Raw genomic sequence first — 19,804 nt, forward strand, 5'->3', positions numbered from 1 at the left:
CATGAAAAAGGAAAAAGTTATTGTAATCGGTGCGGGACTTTGTGGACTCTACACTGCTTTTTTACTTCAAAAAAAGGGAATAGAAGTTCTGATATTGGAAGCTAATACCAGAATTGGAGGCCGCATAAAAACCATAACCGGGACAACAGCAGTCACGATGGAAATGGGTGCGACTTGGTTTGGAAATCAACACCGACATCTTCTGGAAGTACTTCACACTTTTGAACTCCCTTATTTTAGACAACACACAAAAGGCATTTCATTATTTGAAACGATGTCTTTTGTGCCGCCGCAAAAATTTGAAATCTCAGATTCCGAAGAACCTTCTTTTCGTATCGTGGGTGGAACAGCAACTCTAATTGAAAAATTAGTATCGGAAATTGGGATTCAACATATTAAATCACAAACCCAAATTGTCGCAATAAAAGAGCTAAACAATCAATTAATAGTAAAGGATTCAAGCGGAAGCAGTTATTCAGCCGATAAAGTAATCAGCACTATTCCACCTAATTTGTTTGTAAACTCGGTGATTTTTGAACCCAAATTACCCGACAATTTCACACAACTAGCCAAGAAAACGCATACTTGGATGGGCGAATCCATAAAATTCGCTGTAGAGTATAAAACTCCTTTTTGGAAACAGAATAATTATTCTGGAACCTTATTCAGCCAAGCCAGTATTATTCAGGAAATGTATGACCACAGCAGCGCAGATAATTCCGGTTTTGCATTGAAAGGTTTCCTAAATGGTGGAACCGCAGTCCTGCCTTTTGAAGAGCGCAAAAAAAAAGTAATAGCGCAACTAACGGCTTTCTTTGGGTCAGAAGCTACGGACTATGTAGCCTATTATGAGAACGTTTGGAGGGAAGAACCACTTACATTTCAGCCGTATGAACAACTCGTATTAGCGCACCAAAACAACGGACATTCCCTTTTCAAAACACCATTACTAAACGAAAAATTATATGTTTCCGGAGCTGAAACAGCCAATCAAAACCCTGGTTATATGGATGGCGCTATTTTTGCCGCGAAAACAATTGCCTCACAATTCTAAACAATGAAAATCAATATGACTATAGCCGCTTTCTTAGAGAAATTAAAACAAACGCCTGAAGCAATAGTATTTTCGGAAACCATTGCTACTATCGATGAAAACTACGACTTTACACCCACAGCATTTGAGAATGGTTTGCAACACAATGCAGCAGGAGAAAATTCAGGATCATGCAAATTATTTTCGTTCGCCGAAATTCAAAACTTATCAGAAGCAGAAACACTAGCTTGTTTTGGGGCCTATTATTACGAAGATGTTTTACAAAATCCGAACGGAACTGATCATCAAAACATCCGCAATTTCATGAAAACCGGTTGGGATGGAATTGCCTTTTACGGAGGTGCTTTAGTGTTGAAATAAAAATTAAAATTCGCTGTCAGGTAGAGCGCAGTCGAGACACATCGGTTACTCTCTGCTGCGCTAGATCCGACAAAATTCCAAACACAATTCTATAATACCAAATCACTATGCGTTGGACCTTAAAACCAAAACCTTCCGAGGAGACTGTACAACATTTGGCGAAAGCGTTAAATGTAGAAGATTTTGTGGCCACTTTATTAGTGCAACGCGGTATTGAAACATTTGAAGATGCCAGACGGTTTTTTCGCCCCAGTTTAGAGGATTTGCACGATCCATATTTGATGAAAGATATGGAAAAAGCAGTCGCCCGAATTGAAAAAGCGATTGAAAATGAGGAAAATATTCTTGTTTTTGGCGATTATGATGTCGATGGAACCACCGCCGTTTCACTCGTTTCTTCCTATTTAAAAACCTATTATCCAAACGTGGCGACCTACATTCCGGATCGTTATGACGAAGGCTATGGAATTTCATTTAAGGGAATTGACTTTGCTGATGACAATGGATTTTCGCTTATTATTGCTTTGGATTGTGGTATAAAATCTATCGATCATGTGGGGTACGCCAAAGCAAAAAACATTGACTTCATCATTTGTGACCACCATAGACCGGGAGATTTTTTACCCGAAGCCATTGCCGTTCTCGACCCTAAACGAGACGATTGTACATATCCTTATGATGAATTGTGCGGTTGCGGAATAGGTTTCAAATTGATTCAGGCTTTGGGCCAAAACCGAAATGAAACTATCGATGATTTGATTCCGTATCTGGATTTAGTTTCAGCTGCCATTGCTGCTGATATCGTTCCGATGACTGGAGAAAATCGGGTGCTGGCTTACTTTGGATTGCAAGTCATCAATTCTGACCCGAGACCAGGAATCAAAGCCATCATTCACCAAATAAAAAAACAAACTTTAGATATTACCGATGTTGTTTTCATCATCGCACCCAGAATAAACGCCGCCGGACGCATTAAACACGGGAATCATGCGGTGGAATTACTAACCGAATTTGATTTTGAGCAAGCCCAACAATTTGCTTCTGAAATCGAGGCTTATAATTCAGAGCGAAAAGATTTAGACAAATTAATCACCAAAGAAGCATTAAAACAGATTGAGGAAAACAACGAAAAAGAACGTTTTACCTCCGTCGTTTTTCAAGAAGATTGGCACAAAGGTGTGATTGGAATTGTAGCTTCCCGATTGATTGAAACCTATTATCGACCGACACTTGTTTTTACCAAAAGTGGCGATAAATATGCAGCTTCGGCACGTTCCGTAAAAGGATTTGATGTGTATAATGCACTCGAAGCGTGTACAGAACATTTGGAACAATTTGGTGGTCACATGTATGCTGCGGGAATGACTTTAAAGGAAGAAAACTATCAAATCTTCAAAGATGCTTTCGAAAAAGAAGTCGAAAAAACCATTCATCCCGATATGTTGACACCTGAAATTGCAGTTGATGCCGAGATTGATTTTGCGGATATTACTCCAAAATTAATTCGAATCCTGAAACAATTTGAACCGTACGGACCGCAAAATATGACGCCAATTTTCCTGACCAGAAACATCAAAGACACCGGTCATGGAAAACCGCTTGGACAAGAAGACGAACACTTAAAACTTTTTGTCAAACAATCCCGAAGCCTCGGGACCGAAGGTCTTGCTGCTATTGGTTTTAATTTGGGAAACAAAATCGAACTGACTACACATCAAAAACCTTTTCAAGCGGTGTATTGCATCGATGAAAACGAATGGAAAGGTAAATTAAGTTTGCAATTGCGATTGCGAGATATTAAACAATGATTCTGTTGCTATGAAAAAAAAAGACCCTTACTCTGCGCTGCGGTATAAAGAATTCAATATTTTTTTGTTATTGCGTTTTGCCATGGTTTTTGGCTGGTCCATGCAGTTTATCGTCATTGAATGGGAAGTATACAGTTTGACCAAAAATCCATTATCGTTAGGAATCATCGGATTAATGGAAGTCATTCCAGCAATTTCGATGGCTTTGTTTGCCGGACACATTGTGGATCAAAAAGAGAAAAAAGGATTGCTTTTCAAATGTATTTTAGGGTTTTCAATCATCAGTTTGGGCTTGTTTTTATTTACGTGGCCACCGTTTATAAAAGATTTTTCTACCCAAACTATTTTATATTCCATTTACTTTTTCGTGTTTTTGGGAGGATTAGTCCGCGCTTTTCTTGGCCCGACGATATTTTCTCTTTTGGCATTGATTGTTCCTAAAAAAATATATCCAAATGCTGCCACATGGAGCAGTTCCGTATGGCAAATAAGTTCGGTTTTAGGGCCTGCCTTAGCTGGTTTTTCTATTAATTGGATTGGTGTTCACTGGTCCATGTCCATCGTTTTGGGATGTTCACTTTCTGCATTAATCGCTTTAACCCAAATTGCAACGAAGCCAATTTTGAATCCAAAAATTGGGGAACCTATTATGGAAAGTTTGAAAGAAGGCGTAAAATTTGTTTTCAACAATAAGACTATTTTAGGTGCTTTATCACTGGATATGATTGCCGTTCTTTTTGGTGGAGCCGTTGCTTTATTACCCATTTTTGCACAAGATATTTTGAAAGTAGGTCCGCAGGGATTTGGCGTTTTAAGAGCTGCACCGGCTGTTGGCGCTTTTTTGATGTTAATAATCTCAGCTTATATTCCTTTTACTAAAAATGCGGGTATGAAATTGTTGTCGGCTATTTTTGCGTTTGGGATTTGCATTATCGTTTTTGGACTTTCGTCTATTTTTTGGTTATCCGTTGCAGCTTTATTTTTTAGTGGTGTTTTTGATGGGATTTCGGTGGTGATACGCCAAACTATTTTGCAATTGAAAACTCCGGATCACATGCGAGGCCGTGTTGCGGCAGTAAATTCTATTTTTGTGGGTTCCTCTAATGAATTGGGAGCTTTTGAAAGTGGACTAACCGCAAAACTGATGGGAACTGTTAGCGCTGTGGTCTTTGGCGGAAGCATGACATTGATTACCGTATTTCTCACTGGTGCTGTATCGCCTACTTTTAGAAAACTGGACTTGCAAAAAGATGTTGAGGAACATGAAAAAGGTGAATAAGTAGTTTTAGTTCTTTTTAAAATGGAAGATCATCCTCATTTTTAATTTTGTTCTTATCATTTTGTTCTTCTTCAGTTAGTAAGCCGGAAAGAAGATCAGGAATTTCATTAAGATATGGTGGAAGTCCAATAAAATTTCTAGCAAAATTACAAGCTTGGGTTAATTCTTCTGCATTCAGCCTAAACCATTCTTTTCTATATCTGTTGCCTTTTAATTTTTTATGTAGTAAACTTTCTAATTCTCGACAGTTTTCCGTCTCAAAGAATTCATATAAAGTAAATTCGAAAGGATTACCAGTTTCAAACTGTTTTATTCTTTGATTTATATTTTTTGTAATTCCAATTTTGAATAAATCAGAATTGTCTGTATGAATTATATATAGTCCAAATTTAGTTTTACTTTTTTCTATTTTTATGCAATGAATAATATCACCTTGACAATATTTTTTCCCGTTTTTCCAAACTATCATTGGTACATCGGACTTAATAATTTCAAATCCATTTTTAATAAACATTTCGTTCGATGGAAAATATTCGTCGGCATCATCATCTTCAAAAATAACGTTACAAATTTCAGTTGCTTGAACATCCTCTAAATCATAACCTTCAATTTCAACAAAAAATCTTTCAGCTAAATATTCGTCATGGGCAATAACAAACCAATTTTCGTGATTGTCATCTGACTTTACCCAATAAAAATTTTTAGTGTAATTTTTCATTTATATCCTTTAACTCCAATGTTTTTTAAACTACTGCTAACTTATTTATTATTGAAAATTATCATATATTAACTAAATCAAATACATACAAAAGAAAACACTAATGGAGAACCATTAGCATAATTGTAAGTTTTTAAGCCATCAAAAAACAGGAAATCGAAAACAATCTTGATATTTTACTAATACTTTTTGATTTCGAAATTCTCGCCATCAAATACACCATAAGTAAAATATGTAATCCAGTCGCCTAGATTCACATACTCGGCATTTTCTCCTACAGTTACTTTCATAGGCAAATGACGGTGTCCGAAAATAAGGTAATTATAGTGTTTGGTTTCCAGTTTTCTTTTGGAATAAAGAATCAGCCATTCGTTGTCTTCGCCAAGAAAAGTCACATCTTCATCGCCAGAAATGAGTTTGTTTTTTACAGAAAGGTATTGCGCCAGTTTCACACCAATATCCGGATGAATCCATCTAAAAAGCCATTTAAAAAACGGATTTGTAAATATTTTTTTCATGCGTTTGTACCCTAGATCGCCTGGACCTTTTCCGTCTCCGTGGCCAATAAGGAATGTTTTATCTCCAAAAGTGTATTCTTGATTGTCATGAAACACAGGAATATTCAGTTCTTTCTGGAAATAATCCTCCATCCATAAATCATGGTTTCCCACAAAGAAATAAATAGGGATTCCGCTGTCACGGATTTCGGCGAGTTTGCCTAAAACACGAATAAATCCTTTTGGGACTACGGTTTTGTATTCGAACCAAAAATCAAATAAATCGCCCAACAGAAAAATAGCTTCTGCATCGCCTTTTACCTCGTCGAGCCAAGCCACGAATTTTTGTTCTCTAGGAAAACTCAATTCAGGTGTTGGTGCGCCAAAATGCTGATCGGAGGCGAAATATATTTTTTTGTTATTGGGTAATTGCATGAAGTTACAGTATGGATTTCATATTATCACTGGCAAACCATTCTGCAAAAGAAGATTCGGTTTCTTGCAGTTTTAAGGAAAAAAGAGTGATTCCTTGTGGTAATCTATTGATGATTCTTTGAGAAAAATCAACTACCATGTTTTCACTCGTTGGTTGGTAATCAACCAATATAACATGATGTCCGCGGGTCATTAATTCATTTGCCAATTCGATATGCGGCGTTGTTCCGTTAAAAACTGTCGCATGGTCAAATTGATCTACAATTTCTTCTTTTACAATTTTCTTTAAATCCGTGAAGTCAATCACCATTCCAAATTTTACATTGGAACGATCCGTAATTGGAGTTCCAATTACCGTTACTGACAATTTATAACTATGTCCGTGAACATTTTTACATTTCCCGTCATAACCGTATAAAGCGTGTCCGGTTTCGAAACTAAATTGTTTTGTAATTCTGATATTGCTCATCGGAGTTTAATTTTGATGCAAATTTAGCAAATTGATATGAGAAATGAGATGTAAATGTGGGGCAAACGATTTTAAGGAATTAAAACCCGAGTAAGCATAAAAAATGTAATAGTTAAACCATTAAGAAATGAAGAAAAATTAAGTTAAGGTTTTAATGAACCTTAATTTCATAATGGTAAAAAAATAATTTGGATTGCACTGAGGTCTAGCCCTGATGGGAACGACATCCTTTTTATAAGGTGATTTTTCTTCACCTTATAAAAAGATATAGTGAACAGCAGGAAATAGCTCCTGAAAAAATTACTTTTTGAATTGAGACAACGCTTTTCTGGTAAAATCTGACAGCACCAATTTACCCGAAATCGCGGCACGTTCCAACAGCAATGTGTCCCAATGTTGCGTTCCTTCCCACAAAACTTTTTTCATTTCCAGTAAAGCTTCAGGATTATAACTGGATAATTTAGCGCTGAAATCAGCTATTGCGGCATCCAGTTCTTCGACTGTTTCGAAAGTATTGGCGTACAATCCTTTGGCTGCGGCCCAATCAGCAGTTTTCCATTCGTGAGCTGCGAGCGTCATTTCTGCCATTGCCGTCTTTCCGATTTTTTTAGAAACAACGGGTTCAATCACAAAGGGACCAATTCCGATGGCCAATTCTGATAGTTTTATTGATGCGTTTTTTGTAGCCAAGGTGTAATCACAAGCGGATGCAATTCCTACGCCGCCGCCAACTGCTTTTCCATGAACCCGGCCCACAATAAGCTTGGAACACGAACGCATGGCATTGATTAAATGTGCAAATCCAGAGAAAAAATGGGCTCCTGCGGCTTCATCCGAAACGGCCAAAAGTTCATCAAAAGAAGCGCCTGCACAAAAAGCTCCCGAGCCTTCACTTTGAATAACAATCACCGAAACAGCTGGATTTGAACTCAAAACAGCGAACTCATTCGTTAAACGATCTAACAATTCTCTGGGAAAAGAATTGCTCGAAGGATGACCAAATGAAAGGGTTGCGATTTTGTTTTCGATTGTTGTGAAGAGCGAACCTGTTGGGTTTTCTGATACCATAGCGGGGATTTTGATGTAAAGTTAAAAAAAGTAAAGTAGGATTTGGCTTTTTTTCAAATAGAATAGATTTGTAATTTGAAATTTGCTTTTTGGAAAATTTATATGTTATATTTGCGAACACGTTTGGGGGATTAGCTCATTTGGCTAGAGTACTTGCCTGGCAGGCAAGGGGTGACCGGTTCGAATCCGGTATTCTCCACAAACAAAAACCGTAAAATCTTTTAAATAAGAGTTTACGGTTTTTTTATTTTTATAATAAAAGACAACTATTTCGAATAATCTATTTTACCAACAGTTCGCATCACACGGACAATTTTAGCTTTTCGTCTGTTAATATATGAAGAAGAACTGGTAGCCGAATATTTTCTAGGATTGGGCAAAATCGCTGCGATTCCTGCTGCTTGCATCGGTGTGAGACTCGATGCATCTTTTCTGTACCAATGCTCTGCAGCCGCTTGTGCTCCATAGACACCATTCCCCATTTCGATACTATTCAAGTACACTTCCATGATGCGTTCTTTTCCCCAAATAATTTCAATCAGAACGGTGAAATACGCTTCAAGTCCTTTTCTCAAATAACTTCGCCCTTGCCAAAGAAATACATTTTTGGCTGTTTGTTGCGATATGGTGCTTCCTCCTTTTATTCTTCGGCCTCTTTCATTGCTTTTATATGCTTTTTGCATCGCGACAAAATCAAAACCATTGTGTTTCAAGAACGTTCCATCTTCACTAGCTATAACTGCTTTTTGAAGATTCATGGAGATATTTTCAATTGGTTCCCAGTCGTGGCTGAAAAAAACCTCTTTCCCGGCTGTTTTGTTTTCAATCGCCCGAATCACCATTAAAGGCGTAAACGGAACGGGGACAAATTTAAAAAAAACCACAAAAAATAAAGAAAGTCCGAAGAACCATAACAATACTTTGAATAAAAAACGGGTTAGTTTGCTCATAAAAGAGTTCGGTTCTTTTTTAACGGGTTGTCTTGATTTTCTTGGTGTTATTTTCGTTGCCATTATACTAAATCTGCTAATTCTGTTCCAATTAAACTTCCTATTGCCACTCCCATTCCACCCAATCGCACGCCACAGTAGACATTATCGGACAGTTGTGTAACGATTGGATTCTTGCTATTGCCAATACCCATAATCCCGCTCCAACGGTGTGCAATTTGAAAATCCTGCTGAGGCAAAATTACTTCTTTTAATAATTGTTCCAATTTTTTTTGGACGATTTCTGTTTGTCCAAATTCGGTTGTGTTTTCCGTCTCAAAATCCAGGTTTCTTCCTCCGCCTAATAGTATTCTGTCGCCAATATTCCTGAAATAATAATACCCTCTATCCAAATGAAAAGTGCCTTTTATGTCTAAATTTTTAATGGGTTCTGTAATTAAAACCTGTGCTCTGGCTGGTTTAACAGCTCCATTTTTCAATGTATGGGCAAAACCGTTCGTAGCAAACAATATTTTTTTGGTACTGAAACTGAAATCGCCAAGCGCCACTTCCACTCCATTTCCTTTGTCCAAATAAGAGGTGACAGTTTGTTGGTTTAAAATTAAAATATTTTTAGAAAACGCTTCTTTCAATAACGCCTGCATCATATTTCCGGTATCAATCTGTGCTTCAAATGGATTAAAAACTAAATATTCCTGTATCCCGCCAAATCCAAAACGATCTACTTCTTTGGCAAAAACATCCGCTTTGAAAAGTGGTCTTAAAATTTCATTGATGAACGGTAATTTCCCGACACATTCACTGTAACAACTTTCATCGTCTTTTAAAAACAACTCATATCCGCCATACGGTTTGAAATCTATCGTGTCATCACCGAGTCTTTTTCGCAACAATTGCAATCCTTTCCAACGTTTTTGGATAAGATGAATCACTTCTTCTTCCGAGTGGGATTTCAGATCGTCTATAATTTCTGAAAGACTTCCGAAACACGCAAAACCAGCATTTTTAGTACTTGCGCCTTGCGGCAACATTCCTTTTTCCAGGGCTAGAATTTTGCTTTCCGGGAATCTTTCTCGTAAGCGCAATGCAGCGTGCAAGCCAACAATACCGCTTCCTACGATGGTATAATCGACATCAGTAAACCAGTTTTTTAATTCCCAATAGCTCAAATCCATGTTTAAATATTTTTCATAAAATTAATAATTTTTTGGATTTATTCTCAATTTATTTCAGGAGCTAATCCCGCTATCCGTTTCAATCTTTCTAGTCCTGAACTTGTTTCAGAATCCTGAAACAAGTTCAGGACTAGAAAGGATTTCCACTTTTATCGGGGCTAAAAAGCAAGTGTTAAAAACGAAAAAACATCAATTTAAATTGGCTAATTTTAGCATTCGAAAAAATCAATTAATACAATGAAAAAAATACTGTTTATACCCTTATTAATGATGAGTTTAACTGCTATGGCACAAAATGTAATGACTTCGGAACTGCTCTGGAAATTAGGAAGAGTAACTCCTTTAGGCATTTCCAAAGATGGAAAAAATATAGTTTATAAAGTGACCACTCCTTCGGTCCAAGAAAACAAATCGGACTCTAAATTCTACATTTTACCTGTAAATGGAGGAAATCCAACTGAAGTAAAAGATACCAAAAACCTATTAAAAGACAAAAATACTTCTCCAGATGGGAAATATATCGTTTACAATGAAGAAGTAAAAATCGAAAAAGTCCACGGAAAAGATTTTTATCCAGAACTGGAAAAATCAGACGTTCAAATCTATGACGGGTTGAATTACCGCCATTGGGACACTTGGAACGAAGGTAAATACAACCATGTTTTTTACAAAGAAAACAAAGAAGGCTCAGCGGGAATTGACATTCTGAAAGGCGAAAATTTTGACAGTCCACAAAAACCTTTTGGTGGAGACGAAGATTACACTTGGTCGCCAGACAGCAAAAGTATCTTGTACGTTAGCAAGAAAAAAGCAGGAACCGATTATGCTGTTTCTACCAACACCAATATTTTCGAATACAATCTGGAAACAGGAAAAACCAGCAATAGAACTGAGGAAAACCTAGGATATGATACGGCTCCACAATTTTCTCCAACAGGAAATTTGACTTGGTTGCAAATGAAACGCGACGGTTATGAAGCCGATAAAAACGACCTGATGGTGAGTTTCAAAGGAATGAAAATGAACTTAACGGCGAATTGGGACGGAACAGTTGATCATTTTATTTGGAGTCCTGACGGAAAAAAAATCTATTTTGTGGCGCCGATAGACGGAACAAAACAATTGTTTGAAGTTAATTTTCCAGGTCTGACCAAAATAGCAATCAGCGTTCGCCAAATCACAACTGGCGATTTTGATGTCAATGATTTAGTTGGTTTCTCAGGCGATAAAATCATCGTAACGAAAACCGACATGAATCATGCGGCGGAAATTTTTTCATATAATTTAAACAAAAATACTTGGAAACAAATTTCCAATGTCAATACGGCAACCTATAATTCTTTGGCGTTAAGCAAAACCGAAAGGCGATATGTAACGACGACGGATGGCAAAAAAATGTTGGTTTGGGTCGTTCTTCCGCCTAATTTTGATGCCACAAAAAAATACCCAACTCTTTTGTATTGTCAGGGTGGACCGCAATCTGCATTGACACAATTTTATTCCTACCGATGGAATCTACAGCTGATGGCTGCCAACGGCTATATTGTTGTGGCTCCAAACCGTCGCGGAATGCCGGGTCACGGTGTAGAATGGAATGAGCAAATCAGCAAAGACTGGGGCGGACAAGTGATTAACGATTACTTATCGGCGATTGATGATGTGGCGAAGGAAAAATATGTTGATGCAAGCCGTTTAGGATGCGTTGGCGCCAGTTACGGCGGATATTCCGTTTTCTATTTAGCGGGAATACACAACAACCGATTTAAAACATTTATTGCCCACGATGGCGTTTTTAATACCCAAAGTATGTTTGGAACTACTGAGGAAGTTTTCTTTAGCAACTGGGATTTTGGTGGTGCATATTGGGAGAAAGACAATGTTGTAGCTCAAAAAGCCTACACGACTTTTAATCCAATGACTTTGGTAGAAAAATGGAACAAACCTATTTTAATTATTCAGGGCGGAAAAGATTTTCGTGTACCAATTGGACAAGGTCAAGAAGCGTTCCAAGCAGCACAATTACGTGGCATAAAAAGTAGATTCTTGTATTTTCCGGAAGAAAACCATTGGGTGTTGAAACCTCAAAATGCTCAGGTTTGGCAAGGTGAATTTTTTAAATGGCTGAAAGAGACGTTGTAGATTAGAACTTATAAAAGAAATTAAACCTCACTCACCGGTGAGGTTTTTTGTTCCCTTCAAAATATTCTGAATATCTTAACTTTAAAGCCTTTTCTAATTTTTATCTTTGAAAAATGGACAATAAAAAAAGCTACATTCCGATAAAAGTTTTCATCAGTTACCTAGTTTTAGTGTTGCTTTTTGGAAGCGTCGGCTGGTTTCTATATTCTGAAAACAAGAGTTTTTCTTCAACTGAAAGAAGTTTTACGGAGAAAAACGGGTCTATTTTGAAAGTAAGCAATGTCTTGTCCGATTTGTACAAAACAGAAAGTCTGGCCAGAATCGCTATTCAGTCGGAATCCGAAAAAGATTTCAAAAATTATGTTGCAAAAACTAGAGCGCTGAAAGTTGACATTGATTCCTTGAAAGCGGCGGTTTCTACTCCATATCAAATCACATTACTGGACAGTGTACAGGTTTTATTGTCCAAAAAAATCCAGAACATTCAGCAATTAAAAGCTATAAAAAACAAAACCGAGGATGAAATCGCAGTCAGTAATGCCATCTCTGATTTGACAAAAATGGAGTCTTCGATGCGGAAACTTCAATTAGAAGATTTTGTAAAAAACCCTGCAATGATGGGCGACTATGAACGTAATGTACTCAAGAAATATGTTGCCTATCTCAATCAAAATATCCCTGATGACAGCACCAATACATTAAGTAAAAAGGCCTCTGATTCTATTTTATCTGTTTCAAAAATGTTGCTGAATGAAGTACAAAAAGAGACTGCAAATAAGAAAAAACTACTGAGTCTTGAGGAAAATAAATTGCTTCAAAACGAACTTTCAATCTCGGACCAATTGAGAAAAGTTCTGGGAATTATAGAACGAGAAATTATTCTTAACACTACCAAAAGCTATTTAGGAAGAGAAAAATCTTTAAAGAAAACCAATCAAATTGTTACTACCGCAGCGATAATTGGGTTACTGCTGACATTATTTTTTCTGATTTTAATACTGAATGATTTTTCAAAGACACAATCATACAAGAAACAATTGGAGGCCGCTAATCTTAAGGCTAAAAAATTACTAACCAGCAGAGAGCAACTTATTTCAACGGTAAGCCATGATTTAAAAACACCATTAAGTACTATTATTGGGTATACTGAACTACTTGGTAATTCAGATTTAAACACCAAACAATTGCACTTTACCAAGAACATCAAGGGTTCCTCCGACTATATTTCAAAACTGGTTCAGGACTTATTGGATTTCACGCAAATCGAGGCTGGAAAAATTTCTATTGAAAAAATCGCGTTCTCTTTACCCGATATCATCACCGAAGTAAGCAACAGTGTTCAATCCGTTTACATTCAAAAACCGATACAACTCATCATTGAAATTGATCCTAAACTTCGCCAAAAAATAATTGGCGATCCGTTTCGCTTAAGACAAGTATTGTCTAATATCATAGGGAATGCTTTCAAATTTACCGAAGAAGGATTTATAAAAATTGAAGCTAACGTTCATTCAGAAGCCGATACAATGGTCATACTAATCGAAGATTCCGGTATTGGAATTGCAGATAAGAACCAACAATTAATTTTCGAAGAATTTACACAAGCTGATGAAAAAATAGAAAAAAAATATGGTGGAACAGGTTTGGGTCTTACGATTTCCAGAAAAATGGTCGCTATTTTAGGCGGTGAATTGAGTTTGAAAAGTAAACTGGGAATAGGAAGTATTTTTGAAATCCAAATTCCGTTAATTTTTGATCCTCAATTATCTCGTAGTGAAACACCAATCGAAATTTCAAAAAAGCAATACACCGCGATTATTATTGATGACGATCAAAGTTTATTGCAGTTGACTACAGAGGTTTTGCGGCAGCAGCAATATGATGTTTTCCCTTTTGACAAGGCACAGGATGCGCTTTCATGGATAAAAAACAATGCTTTCGACTTTATCATTACTGATATTCAGATGCCAGTTATGGATGGTTTTTCATTTTTGAAAGAATTACAAAACAAAACCATCTCTAATTATGAAAATCAACCTGTCATCGCTGTAACCGGAAGAAATGACATCGATTTAGAACACTACCAAAATTCTGGATTTACAACTGTTATCAGAAAACCTTATACCCCAAAAACTGTTTTGGCAACCATCAAAGCTATTCTAGATAATAGTGAAATTCCAGTTGTTTTACCTGCGATGAATCATCCTAAAAAAACAGCAAAAAAGTACACATTAAAATCGCTCAAATCATTCTTATCTGATGATAAAGAAGCTTTGAAAGAAATTTTAGAATCGTTTATAACGAATACAATAGAAAGTTTAAATGAATTAGAACAAGCTGCGACTGAAAGCAATTTTGAGGAAATAAAAAATATAGCCCATAAAATGAATCCAATGTTTAAGCAGATAAAAGCATTGGATATTAGTACAATTTTAGACCAACTGGAACTTGAGGATCTTTCCTCGGATGAAATTAAAAAAGCTGTTTCCGATTTAAAAAGTAAAATAACAGCTCTTTTTGTACATCTGGAAAAGGAAAAAATTAATTAATATTGTACAATTTTAATTTATTGTACAATGTTTTCCTGTTAATTTTAAGCAATTTTGCCGCCTCCGTTTTATTATTATTCGTTTTATTTAAAGCTTCCATGATAGTTTCTTTTTCATTTTCTGACAAAGAAAAATCAGTGGTTACTTTTTCTTCATTTTGAAAAAATTCAGCCGGAAGCGCCGCTTTTTCAACAAAATATCCTTGTGTTAAAAGTGTTGCTCTTTTGATACAGTTTTGAAGTTCCCTAAGATTTCCAGGCCATCTATAATTTTGAAAAATAGTCATCACTTCAGATGAAAATCCGAGGACATTTTTGTTTAATTCCTGATTTGATTTTTCCAGAAAAAAATCTGAAAAGAGCATTAAATCTTCATTCCTTTCTTTTAATGAGGGCGAATGAATAGAGAATTCGTTGATTCTGTGATACAAATCTTCGCGGAAATCACCTTTTTTTACTGCTTCTCGCAAATCTTCATTTGTTGCGGTAATAATTCTGATATCGACGTCGATTTCTTTATTACTACCCACGGGTTTAATTTTTCTTTCCTGTAAAGCGCGCAACAATTGTATTTGGTTTTCATAAGAAAGATTTCCTATTTCATCCAAGAATATAGTCCCTCCATTTGCTGCTTCAAAAAAACCTATTTTATCCTGAATTGCACCCGTAAAAGATCCTTTTACATGTCCAAAAAATTCACTCGCAGCCAACTCTTTTGGAATGGAACCACAATCAACCGCAATGAAATTAGTGTTTTTTCTCGAGCTATTTTCATGAATACTTTTGGCAATTACTTCTTTTCCTGTTCCGCTTTCGCCGATAATTAAAACCGACATATTTGTTGGACTCACCAACTGGATGTACTCAGCAAGTTTTTGGGAAGCTTTAGAAATTCCCTTGACAAATTTATTTTCTGCTATTTTTGTTGCTTGCTTTTTACTTTTAGAAATTGAAGCAACATTATTAGGTTCTTTATTCTCGTAATGAAGGGCATTATTGATAACCAAAAGCACTTCTTCTGGATTGAAAGGCTTAGAGATATAATCTGCTGCGCCATTTTTTATCGCTTTTACAGCAGTACTCACATCCGAATATCCAGTCATTAATAACACTGGAACAGCAGGATGAGTAGCTTTTATTTCAGTCATAAGTAGAATTCCATCATAATCAGGAAGTCTTAAATCCGTGATAATTAGATCAAATTCAGTATTTTTTATTTTAGATTTCGCTTCCGCAGCTGAAAATGCTATCGTTACCTCAAAGGATTTTTTTATCAGAAATTTTTCTAATAATTTACAAAAAGCTACATCATCTTCAATCAATAAAATTTTAGTCATTACATTTTAACTTTAATGCTAAAATAAAGTTATTTAAATTGTATTCTCATAATTTTTTGCAAAAAAAAGAGAGACTGTTAAAACAATCTCTCTTTTTAAAAATAAAAATTTCCCCAAATTATTTATTTATCCAGTTCCCAGCAGCATCCGCGTAAACAGTAGCTTTTTGGTCTTTAACTGTGATTTCTAGTTTGTATTCTTTTTTTTCATTGATGTATGCTTTTCCTAGAACTGCTCCAGGATAGGCAGTTTCCAAAGCTTTTTTTACGGCATCAGGAACTGTTTCAACTTCAATATATCCTTCTTGAAAAACTGAAAGTTGATTTTGTACCTGCTCTGTTGGAACTTCTCCCGCATAACTTGATAAACTTCCTAAAACGATTGCTGCTGATAAGAGTAACTTTTTCATACTATTTTATTTTAATTGCTATTATTTAATCTTTTATTTCTGAATCCATTTTCCTGTTTCATCTGCAAACAGATTTCCTTTTTTGTCTCCAAGAGTTACATCTAATTTGTACTCTTTTTTGGCATTAATATATGCTTTGTCTAAAATCGCACTAGGGTAAGTCGCCTTCAAAGCCTCAGTTATAGCAACTGGAACTTCTTCAAGTTTCACTTCGATATATTCTTCTTGAACCGTTACCGTTTTTGTAACCTCATTGGTATTTGGAACTGAAGCTGCATAAGTTGATAAACTTCCTAAAACAATTGCTACGGATAAGATTAATTTTTTCATGATATCTGTTTTTTAAATTATTTATTTGTTATTGTTGTTTAGTATAATAGAATAATCATACCATTCTTTAAACGCTACACAAAAGCACCGTAAACCCTTTAAAAACAACGTTTTTTAAAATTTAATAATTTTATATATTTGGGAAAAGTGGGTAATCAACTGAGTAACGTGTATAATTTTTACTCAAGAACAGGTCGAATCAGAAACTGTTTTAAACAAAAAAAACCTTGCATCACTGCAAGGTTCTTTAACGTAATTGTATAATTTCTATTCTGGATCGTTCATTTTGAAAGTATCCATAAATGCAGTTGTATAATCTCCTGATATGTAACGAGGGTCATCCATTAACTGTCTGTGAAAAGGAATGGTTGTTTTTATACCTTCGATAACAAATTCATCTAAGGCTCTTCTCATCTTACTAATTGCTTCCTCGCGAGATTGAGCTGTAGTAATAAGTTTTGCAATCATTGAATCATAATTTGGCGGAATAGTATACCCGGAATACACATGCGTATCTAAACGTACACCGTGTCCTCCTGGCATGTGCAACGTAGTGATTTTTCCTGGAGAAGGACGGAAATCATTGTAAGGATCTTCCGCGTTGATACGACATTCAATAGCGTGTAATTGCGGTAAATAATTTCTACCTGAAATCGCTACTCCAGCTGCAACAAGAATTTGCTCACGAATTAAATCATAATCAATAACCTGTTCCGTGATAGGATGCTCTACTTGGATACGCGTATTCATTTCCATAAAGTAGAAATTACGGTGTTTATCCACTAAGAATTCTACCGTTCCGGCTCCTTCATACTTAATATATTCGGCAGCTTTAACCGCTGCTTCTCCCATTTTATGACGCAATTCTTCGGTCATAAACGGAGATGGAGTTTCTTCAGTTAATTTCTGATGACGTCTTTGTACAGAGCAGTCTCTTTCAGAAAGGTGACATGCTTTTCCGTAGGCATCACCCACAACTTGAATTTCGATATGACGAGGCTCTTCAATTAATTTCTCCAGATACATTCCGTCATTCCCAAAAGCTGCAGCAGATTCCTGACGGGCACCTTCCCATGCTTTTAATAATTCATCTTCTTTCCAAACCGCACGCATTCCTTTTCCACCACCACCAGCAGTTGCTTTAAGCATTACTGGAAAACCAAAATCTCTTGATAATTGTAGGGCTTGGTCATACGATTCTAAAATTCCTACTGAACCGGGAACACAAGGAACGCCTGCTTCAATCATAGTTGCTTTAGCGGAAGCTTTGTCTCCCATTCTATCAATCATTTCAGGAGATGCTCCAATGAATTTGATACCATGTTCTTGACAAATTTTAGAAAATTTAGAATTTTCAGAAAGAAATCCATATCCTGGATGTATCGCATCTGCATTTGTAATCTCGGCAGCGGCAATTATATTCGACATCTTCAAATAGGACAAGTTGCTTGGAGGTGGTCCTATACAAACCGCTTCATCAGCAAACTTAACGTGTAGACTTTCGGCATCAGCAGTAGAATAAACGGCTACTGTTTTAATACCCATTTCCTTGCACGTTCTAATTACGCGTAACGCAATTTCCCCTCTATTTGCAATTAATATTTTTTTAAACATCTTTTTTTGAAATTTTAAATGTTGAATTTTAAATTTTAAATTATTTCAAATAACGAAAACTCATCATTCAAAATTTATAATTTATAATTTATAATTTCTTATGATGGATCTACTAAGAATAAAGGTTGGTCAAATTCAACTGGTGACATATCGTCAACCAATATTTTTACGATTTTACCAGAAATTTCAGATTCAATTTCATTAAATAATTTCATTGCTTCGATTACACAAAGAACGTCGCCTTTAGAAATTGTTTTACCTACTTCAACAAACATTGGTTTATCTGGAGATGGTTTTCTATAAAAAGTTCCAATGATTGGTGATTTTATAGTGATATAATGAGCATTTTCTACTACAGGAACTTCTGGAGCAGCTGCTACTGGAGCAATTTGCTGAGGAACTGCCGCTTGCTGAAGTGGTGCTTGAGCAGGCATTTGCTGAACATACGTGGTTTCTGTTACATTTCCTTCTAAAGTTGTTCTGATAGTGATTTTCACATCATCCATCTCCAACTTAACTTCTGCAACTCCTGAATTTGCTACAAACTTGATAAGATTTTGAATTTCTTTTAAATCCATAATTATTTGTTTTTAGTTTAAATTTATTTTTTGTCGTACGCCCATTTTAGATAAATAGAACCCCATGTGAATCCTCCACCAAAAGCGGCTAAAATTATAGTGTCTCCTTTTTTGAATAAATGTTCAAAATCGCTAAGTACTAATGGTAAAGTAGCAGAAGTGGTATTTCCATATTTTTCGATATTCATCAGCACTTTAGAATCTTCTAAATTCATTCTATTTGCTGTTGCATCGATGATACGTTTATTGGCTTGATGAGGAACTAACCAATCTACATCTTCATTTGTCAAATTATTTCTTTTCAAAATTAATTCGCTTGAATCAGCCATATTTGTCACAGCATATTTAAATACTGTTTTCCCATCTTGTATAATATTATGCCTTTTTTCTTTTATTGTATCAATAGAAGTTGGGTGAAGTGAACCTCCAGCATCAATTTTTAAAAAATCCCTGCCAATTCCGTCACTACGCAAGTATTCGTCTTGCAATCCTAATCCTTCATAATTAGGTTCGAATAATACTGCACCAGCACCATCTCCAAAAATAATACAAGTTGATCGATCAGTATAATCAACAATAGAGGACATTTTATCAGCACCTATTAAAAGTACTTTTTTATATCTACCGGATTGTATGTAAGCAGCTGCGGTTGACATTCCAAATAAGAAACTGGAACAAGCAGCCTGCAAATCATAAGAAAAAGCATTTGTTGCTCCAATTTGAGTAGCAACATATACACCTGTTGCAGCTACTGGCATATCCGGTGTAGCGGTTGCCATAATCAGCAAATCTATTTCCAGCGGATCAATATTAGCCTTGGCCAATAAATCTTGTGCCGCTTTTATGGCCAAAAAAGAAGTTCCTTTTTCATCGTCTTTTAGGATTCTTCTTTCTTTTATTCCTGTACGAGAGGTTATCCACTCGTCATTGGTATCTACCATAGCTTCAAGAGCTTTGTTCGTTAGTACAAAGTCTGGAACATAGGCTCCAACAGCGGTAATTGCGGCTGTAATTGTATTCATCGTATGCGTTTATT

18 protein-coding genes and 1 tRNA gene are annotated in these 19,804 nt (G+C 36.0%); 7 read left to right on the forward strand and 12 right to left on the reverse strand.

Annotated elements, in window-relative coordinates; all coding sequences use genetic code 11:
• The first annotated feature begins 1 nt into the window (after window position 1).
• The 4 genes from DR980_RS04895 to DR980_RS04910 all read left to right on the forward strand — a co-directional run bounded on the left by DR980_RS04895 (window position 2) and on the right by DR980_RS04910 (window position 4,501).
• Window positions 2-1,054: a flavin monoamine oxidase family protein gene (locus DR980_RS04895; RefSeq protein ID WP_113634131.1), complete on the forward strand. Its 1,053-nt coding sequence runs from the start codon at window positions 2-4 to the stop codon at window positions 1,052-1,054.
• A gap of 15 nt (window positions 1,055-1,069) precedes the next feature.
• The gene (locus DR980_RS04900; RefSeq protein WP_113634226.1) at window positions 1,070-1,414 is read left to right on the forward strand and encodes a HopJ type III effector protein; all 345 of its coding nucleotides are present in this window, start codon (window positions 1,070-1,072) and stop codon (window positions 1,412-1,414) included.
• 107 nt (window positions 1,415-1,521) lie between these two features.
• On the forward strand, window positions 1,522-3,222 hold the full coding sequence (recJ, locus tag DR980_RS04905) for a single-stranded-DNA-specific exonuclease RecJ (RefSeq protein ID WP_113634132.1): 1,701 nt from the start codon (window positions 1,522-1,524) through the stop codon (window positions 3,220-3,222).
• Window positions 3,223-3,232: 10 nt separating this feature from the next.
• Entirely contained in the window at window positions 3,233-4,501 is a 1,269-nt protein-coding gene (locus DR980_RS04910) for an MFS transporter (RefSeq protein WP_113634133.1), read from the forward strand.
• Window positions 4,502-4,517: 16 nt separating this feature from the next.
• On the opposite strand, the gene DR980_RS04915 is transcribed toward DR980_RS04910, so the two are convergent.
• The 4 genes from DR980_RS04915 to DR980_RS04930 all read right to left on the reverse strand — a co-directional run bounded on the left by DR980_RS04915 (window position 4,518) and on the right by DR980_RS04930 (window position 7,688).
• Window positions 4,518-5,219, reverse strand: coding sequence for a GIY-YIG nuclease family protein (locus tag DR980_RS04915; RefSeq protein WP_113634134.1), 702 nt, complete (start codon window positions 5,217-5,219; stop codon window positions 4,518-4,520).
• Between the two features lie 179 nt (window positions 5,220-5,398).
• The gene (locus tag DR980_RS04920) at window positions 5,399-6,151 is read right to left on the reverse strand and encodes a UDP-2,3-diacylglucosamine diphosphatase (RefSeq protein WP_113634135.1); all 753 of its coding nucleotides are present in this window, start codon (window positions 6,149-6,151) and stop codon (window positions 5,399-5,401) included.
• A 4-nt stretch (window positions 6,152-6,155) separates the two neighbouring features.
• The gene (locus DR980_RS04925) at window positions 6,156-6,620 is read right to left on the reverse strand and encodes a 6-pyruvoyl trahydropterin synthase family protein (protein ID WP_113634136.1); all 465 of its coding nucleotides are present in this window, start codon (window positions 6,618-6,620) and stop codon (window positions 6,156-6,158) included.
• A 300-nt stretch (window positions 6,621-6,920) separates the two neighbouring features.
• Window positions 6,921-7,688, reverse strand: coding sequence for an enoyl-CoA hydratase/isomerase family protein (locus DR980_RS04930; RefSeq protein ID WP_113634137.1), 768 nt, complete (start codon window positions 7,686-7,688; stop codon window positions 6,921-6,923).
• Between the two features lie 125 nt (window positions 7,689-7,813).
• Here DR980_RS04930 and DR980_RS04935 point away from each other — a divergent pair.
• Window positions 7,814-7,887, forward strand: a tRNA-Ala gene (locus DR980_RS04935).
• Window positions 7,888-7,954: 67 nt separating this feature from the next.
• On the opposite strand, the gene mtgA is transcribed toward DR980_RS04935, so the two are convergent.
• Both mtgA and DR980_RS04945 read right to left on the reverse strand, forming a co-directional pair.
• Window positions 7,955-8,701, reverse strand: a complete 747-nt coding sequence (mtgA, locus tag DR980_RS04940) for a monofunctional biosynthetic peptidoglycan transglycosylase (RefSeq protein WP_113634138.1) — start codon at window positions 8,699-8,701, stop codon at window positions 7,955-7,957.
• Window positions 8,701-9,813 (reverse strand): NAD(P)/FAD-dependent oxidoreductase, encoded by a 1,113-nt coding sequence (locus DR980_RS04945; protein WP_113634139.1) that lies wholly within the window; start codon window positions 9,811-9,813, stop codon window positions 8,701-8,703. Before DR980_RS04945 ends, mtgA begins: the two co-directional genes overlap by 1 nt.
• 237 nt (window positions 9,814-10,050) lie before the next feature.
• On the opposite strand from DR980_RS04945, the gene DR980_RS04950 reads away from it, so the two are divergent.
• Window positions 10,051-11,952 (forward strand): S9 family peptidase, encoded by a 1,902-nt coding sequence (locus tag DR980_RS04950; RefSeq protein ID WP_113634140.1) that lies wholly within the window; start codon window positions 10,051-10,053, stop codon window positions 11,950-11,952.
• A 113-nt stretch (window positions 11,953-12,065) separates the two neighbouring features.
• Entirely contained in the window at window positions 12,066-14,501 is a 2,436-nt protein-coding gene (locus DR980_RS04955; RefSeq protein WP_113634141.1) for a hybrid sensor histidine kinase/response regulator, read from the forward strand.
• On the opposite strand, the gene DR980_RS04960 is transcribed toward DR980_RS04955, so the two are convergent.
• The 6 genes from DR980_RS04960 to DR980_RS04985 form a co-directional block, all read right to left on the reverse strand.
• Window positions 14,494-15,837: a sigma-54-dependent transcriptional regulator gene (locus DR980_RS04960; RefSeq protein ID WP_113634142.1), complete on the reverse strand. Its 1,344-nt coding sequence runs from the start codon at window positions 15,835-15,837 to the stop codon at window positions 14,494-14,496. The genes DR980_RS04955 and DR980_RS04960 overlap by 8 nt on opposite strands.
• Window positions 15,838-15,955: 118 nt before the next feature.
• Window positions 15,956-16,246, reverse strand: a complete 291-nt coding sequence (locus DR980_RS04965; protein ID WP_113634143.1) for a hypothetical protein — start codon at window positions 16,244-16,246, stop codon at window positions 15,956-15,958.
• A 33-nt stretch (window positions 16,247-16,279) separates the two neighbouring features.
• Complete coding sequence (locus DR980_RS04970) at window positions 16,280-16,576, reverse strand: hypothetical protein (RefSeq protein ID WP_113634144.1); 297 nt, start codon at window positions 16,574-16,576, stop codon at window positions 16,280-16,282.
• A gap of 267 nt (window positions 16,577-16,843) precedes the next feature.
• Window positions 16,844-18,190 (reverse strand): acetyl-CoA carboxylase biotin carboxylase subunit, encoded by a 1,347-nt coding sequence (gene accC / locus DR980_RS04975; protein WP_113634145.1) that lies wholly within the window; start codon window positions 18,188-18,190, stop codon window positions 16,844-16,846.
• A 98-nt stretch (window positions 18,191-18,288) separates the two neighbouring features.
• Window positions 18,289-18,768, reverse strand: a complete 480-nt coding sequence (gene accB / locus DR980_RS04980) for an acetyl-CoA carboxylase biotin carboxyl carrier protein (protein WP_113634146.1) — start codon at window positions 18,766-18,768, stop codon at window positions 18,289-18,291.
• Window positions 18,769-18,791: 23 nt separating this feature from the next.
• Entirely contained in the window at window positions 18,792-19,790 is a 999-nt protein-coding gene (locus DR980_RS04985) for a beta-ketoacyl-ACP synthase III (RefSeq protein WP_113634147.1), read from the reverse strand.
• Between the last annotated feature and the right edge of the window lie 14 nt (window positions 19,791-19,804).

Origin of the sequence: Flavobacterium psychrolimnae (assembly GCF_003312425.1) — a bacterium.
Taxonomy (GTDB): domain Bacteria; phylum Bacteroidota; class Bacteroidia; order Flavobacteriales; family Flavobacteriaceae; genus Flavobacterium; species Flavobacterium psychrolimnae.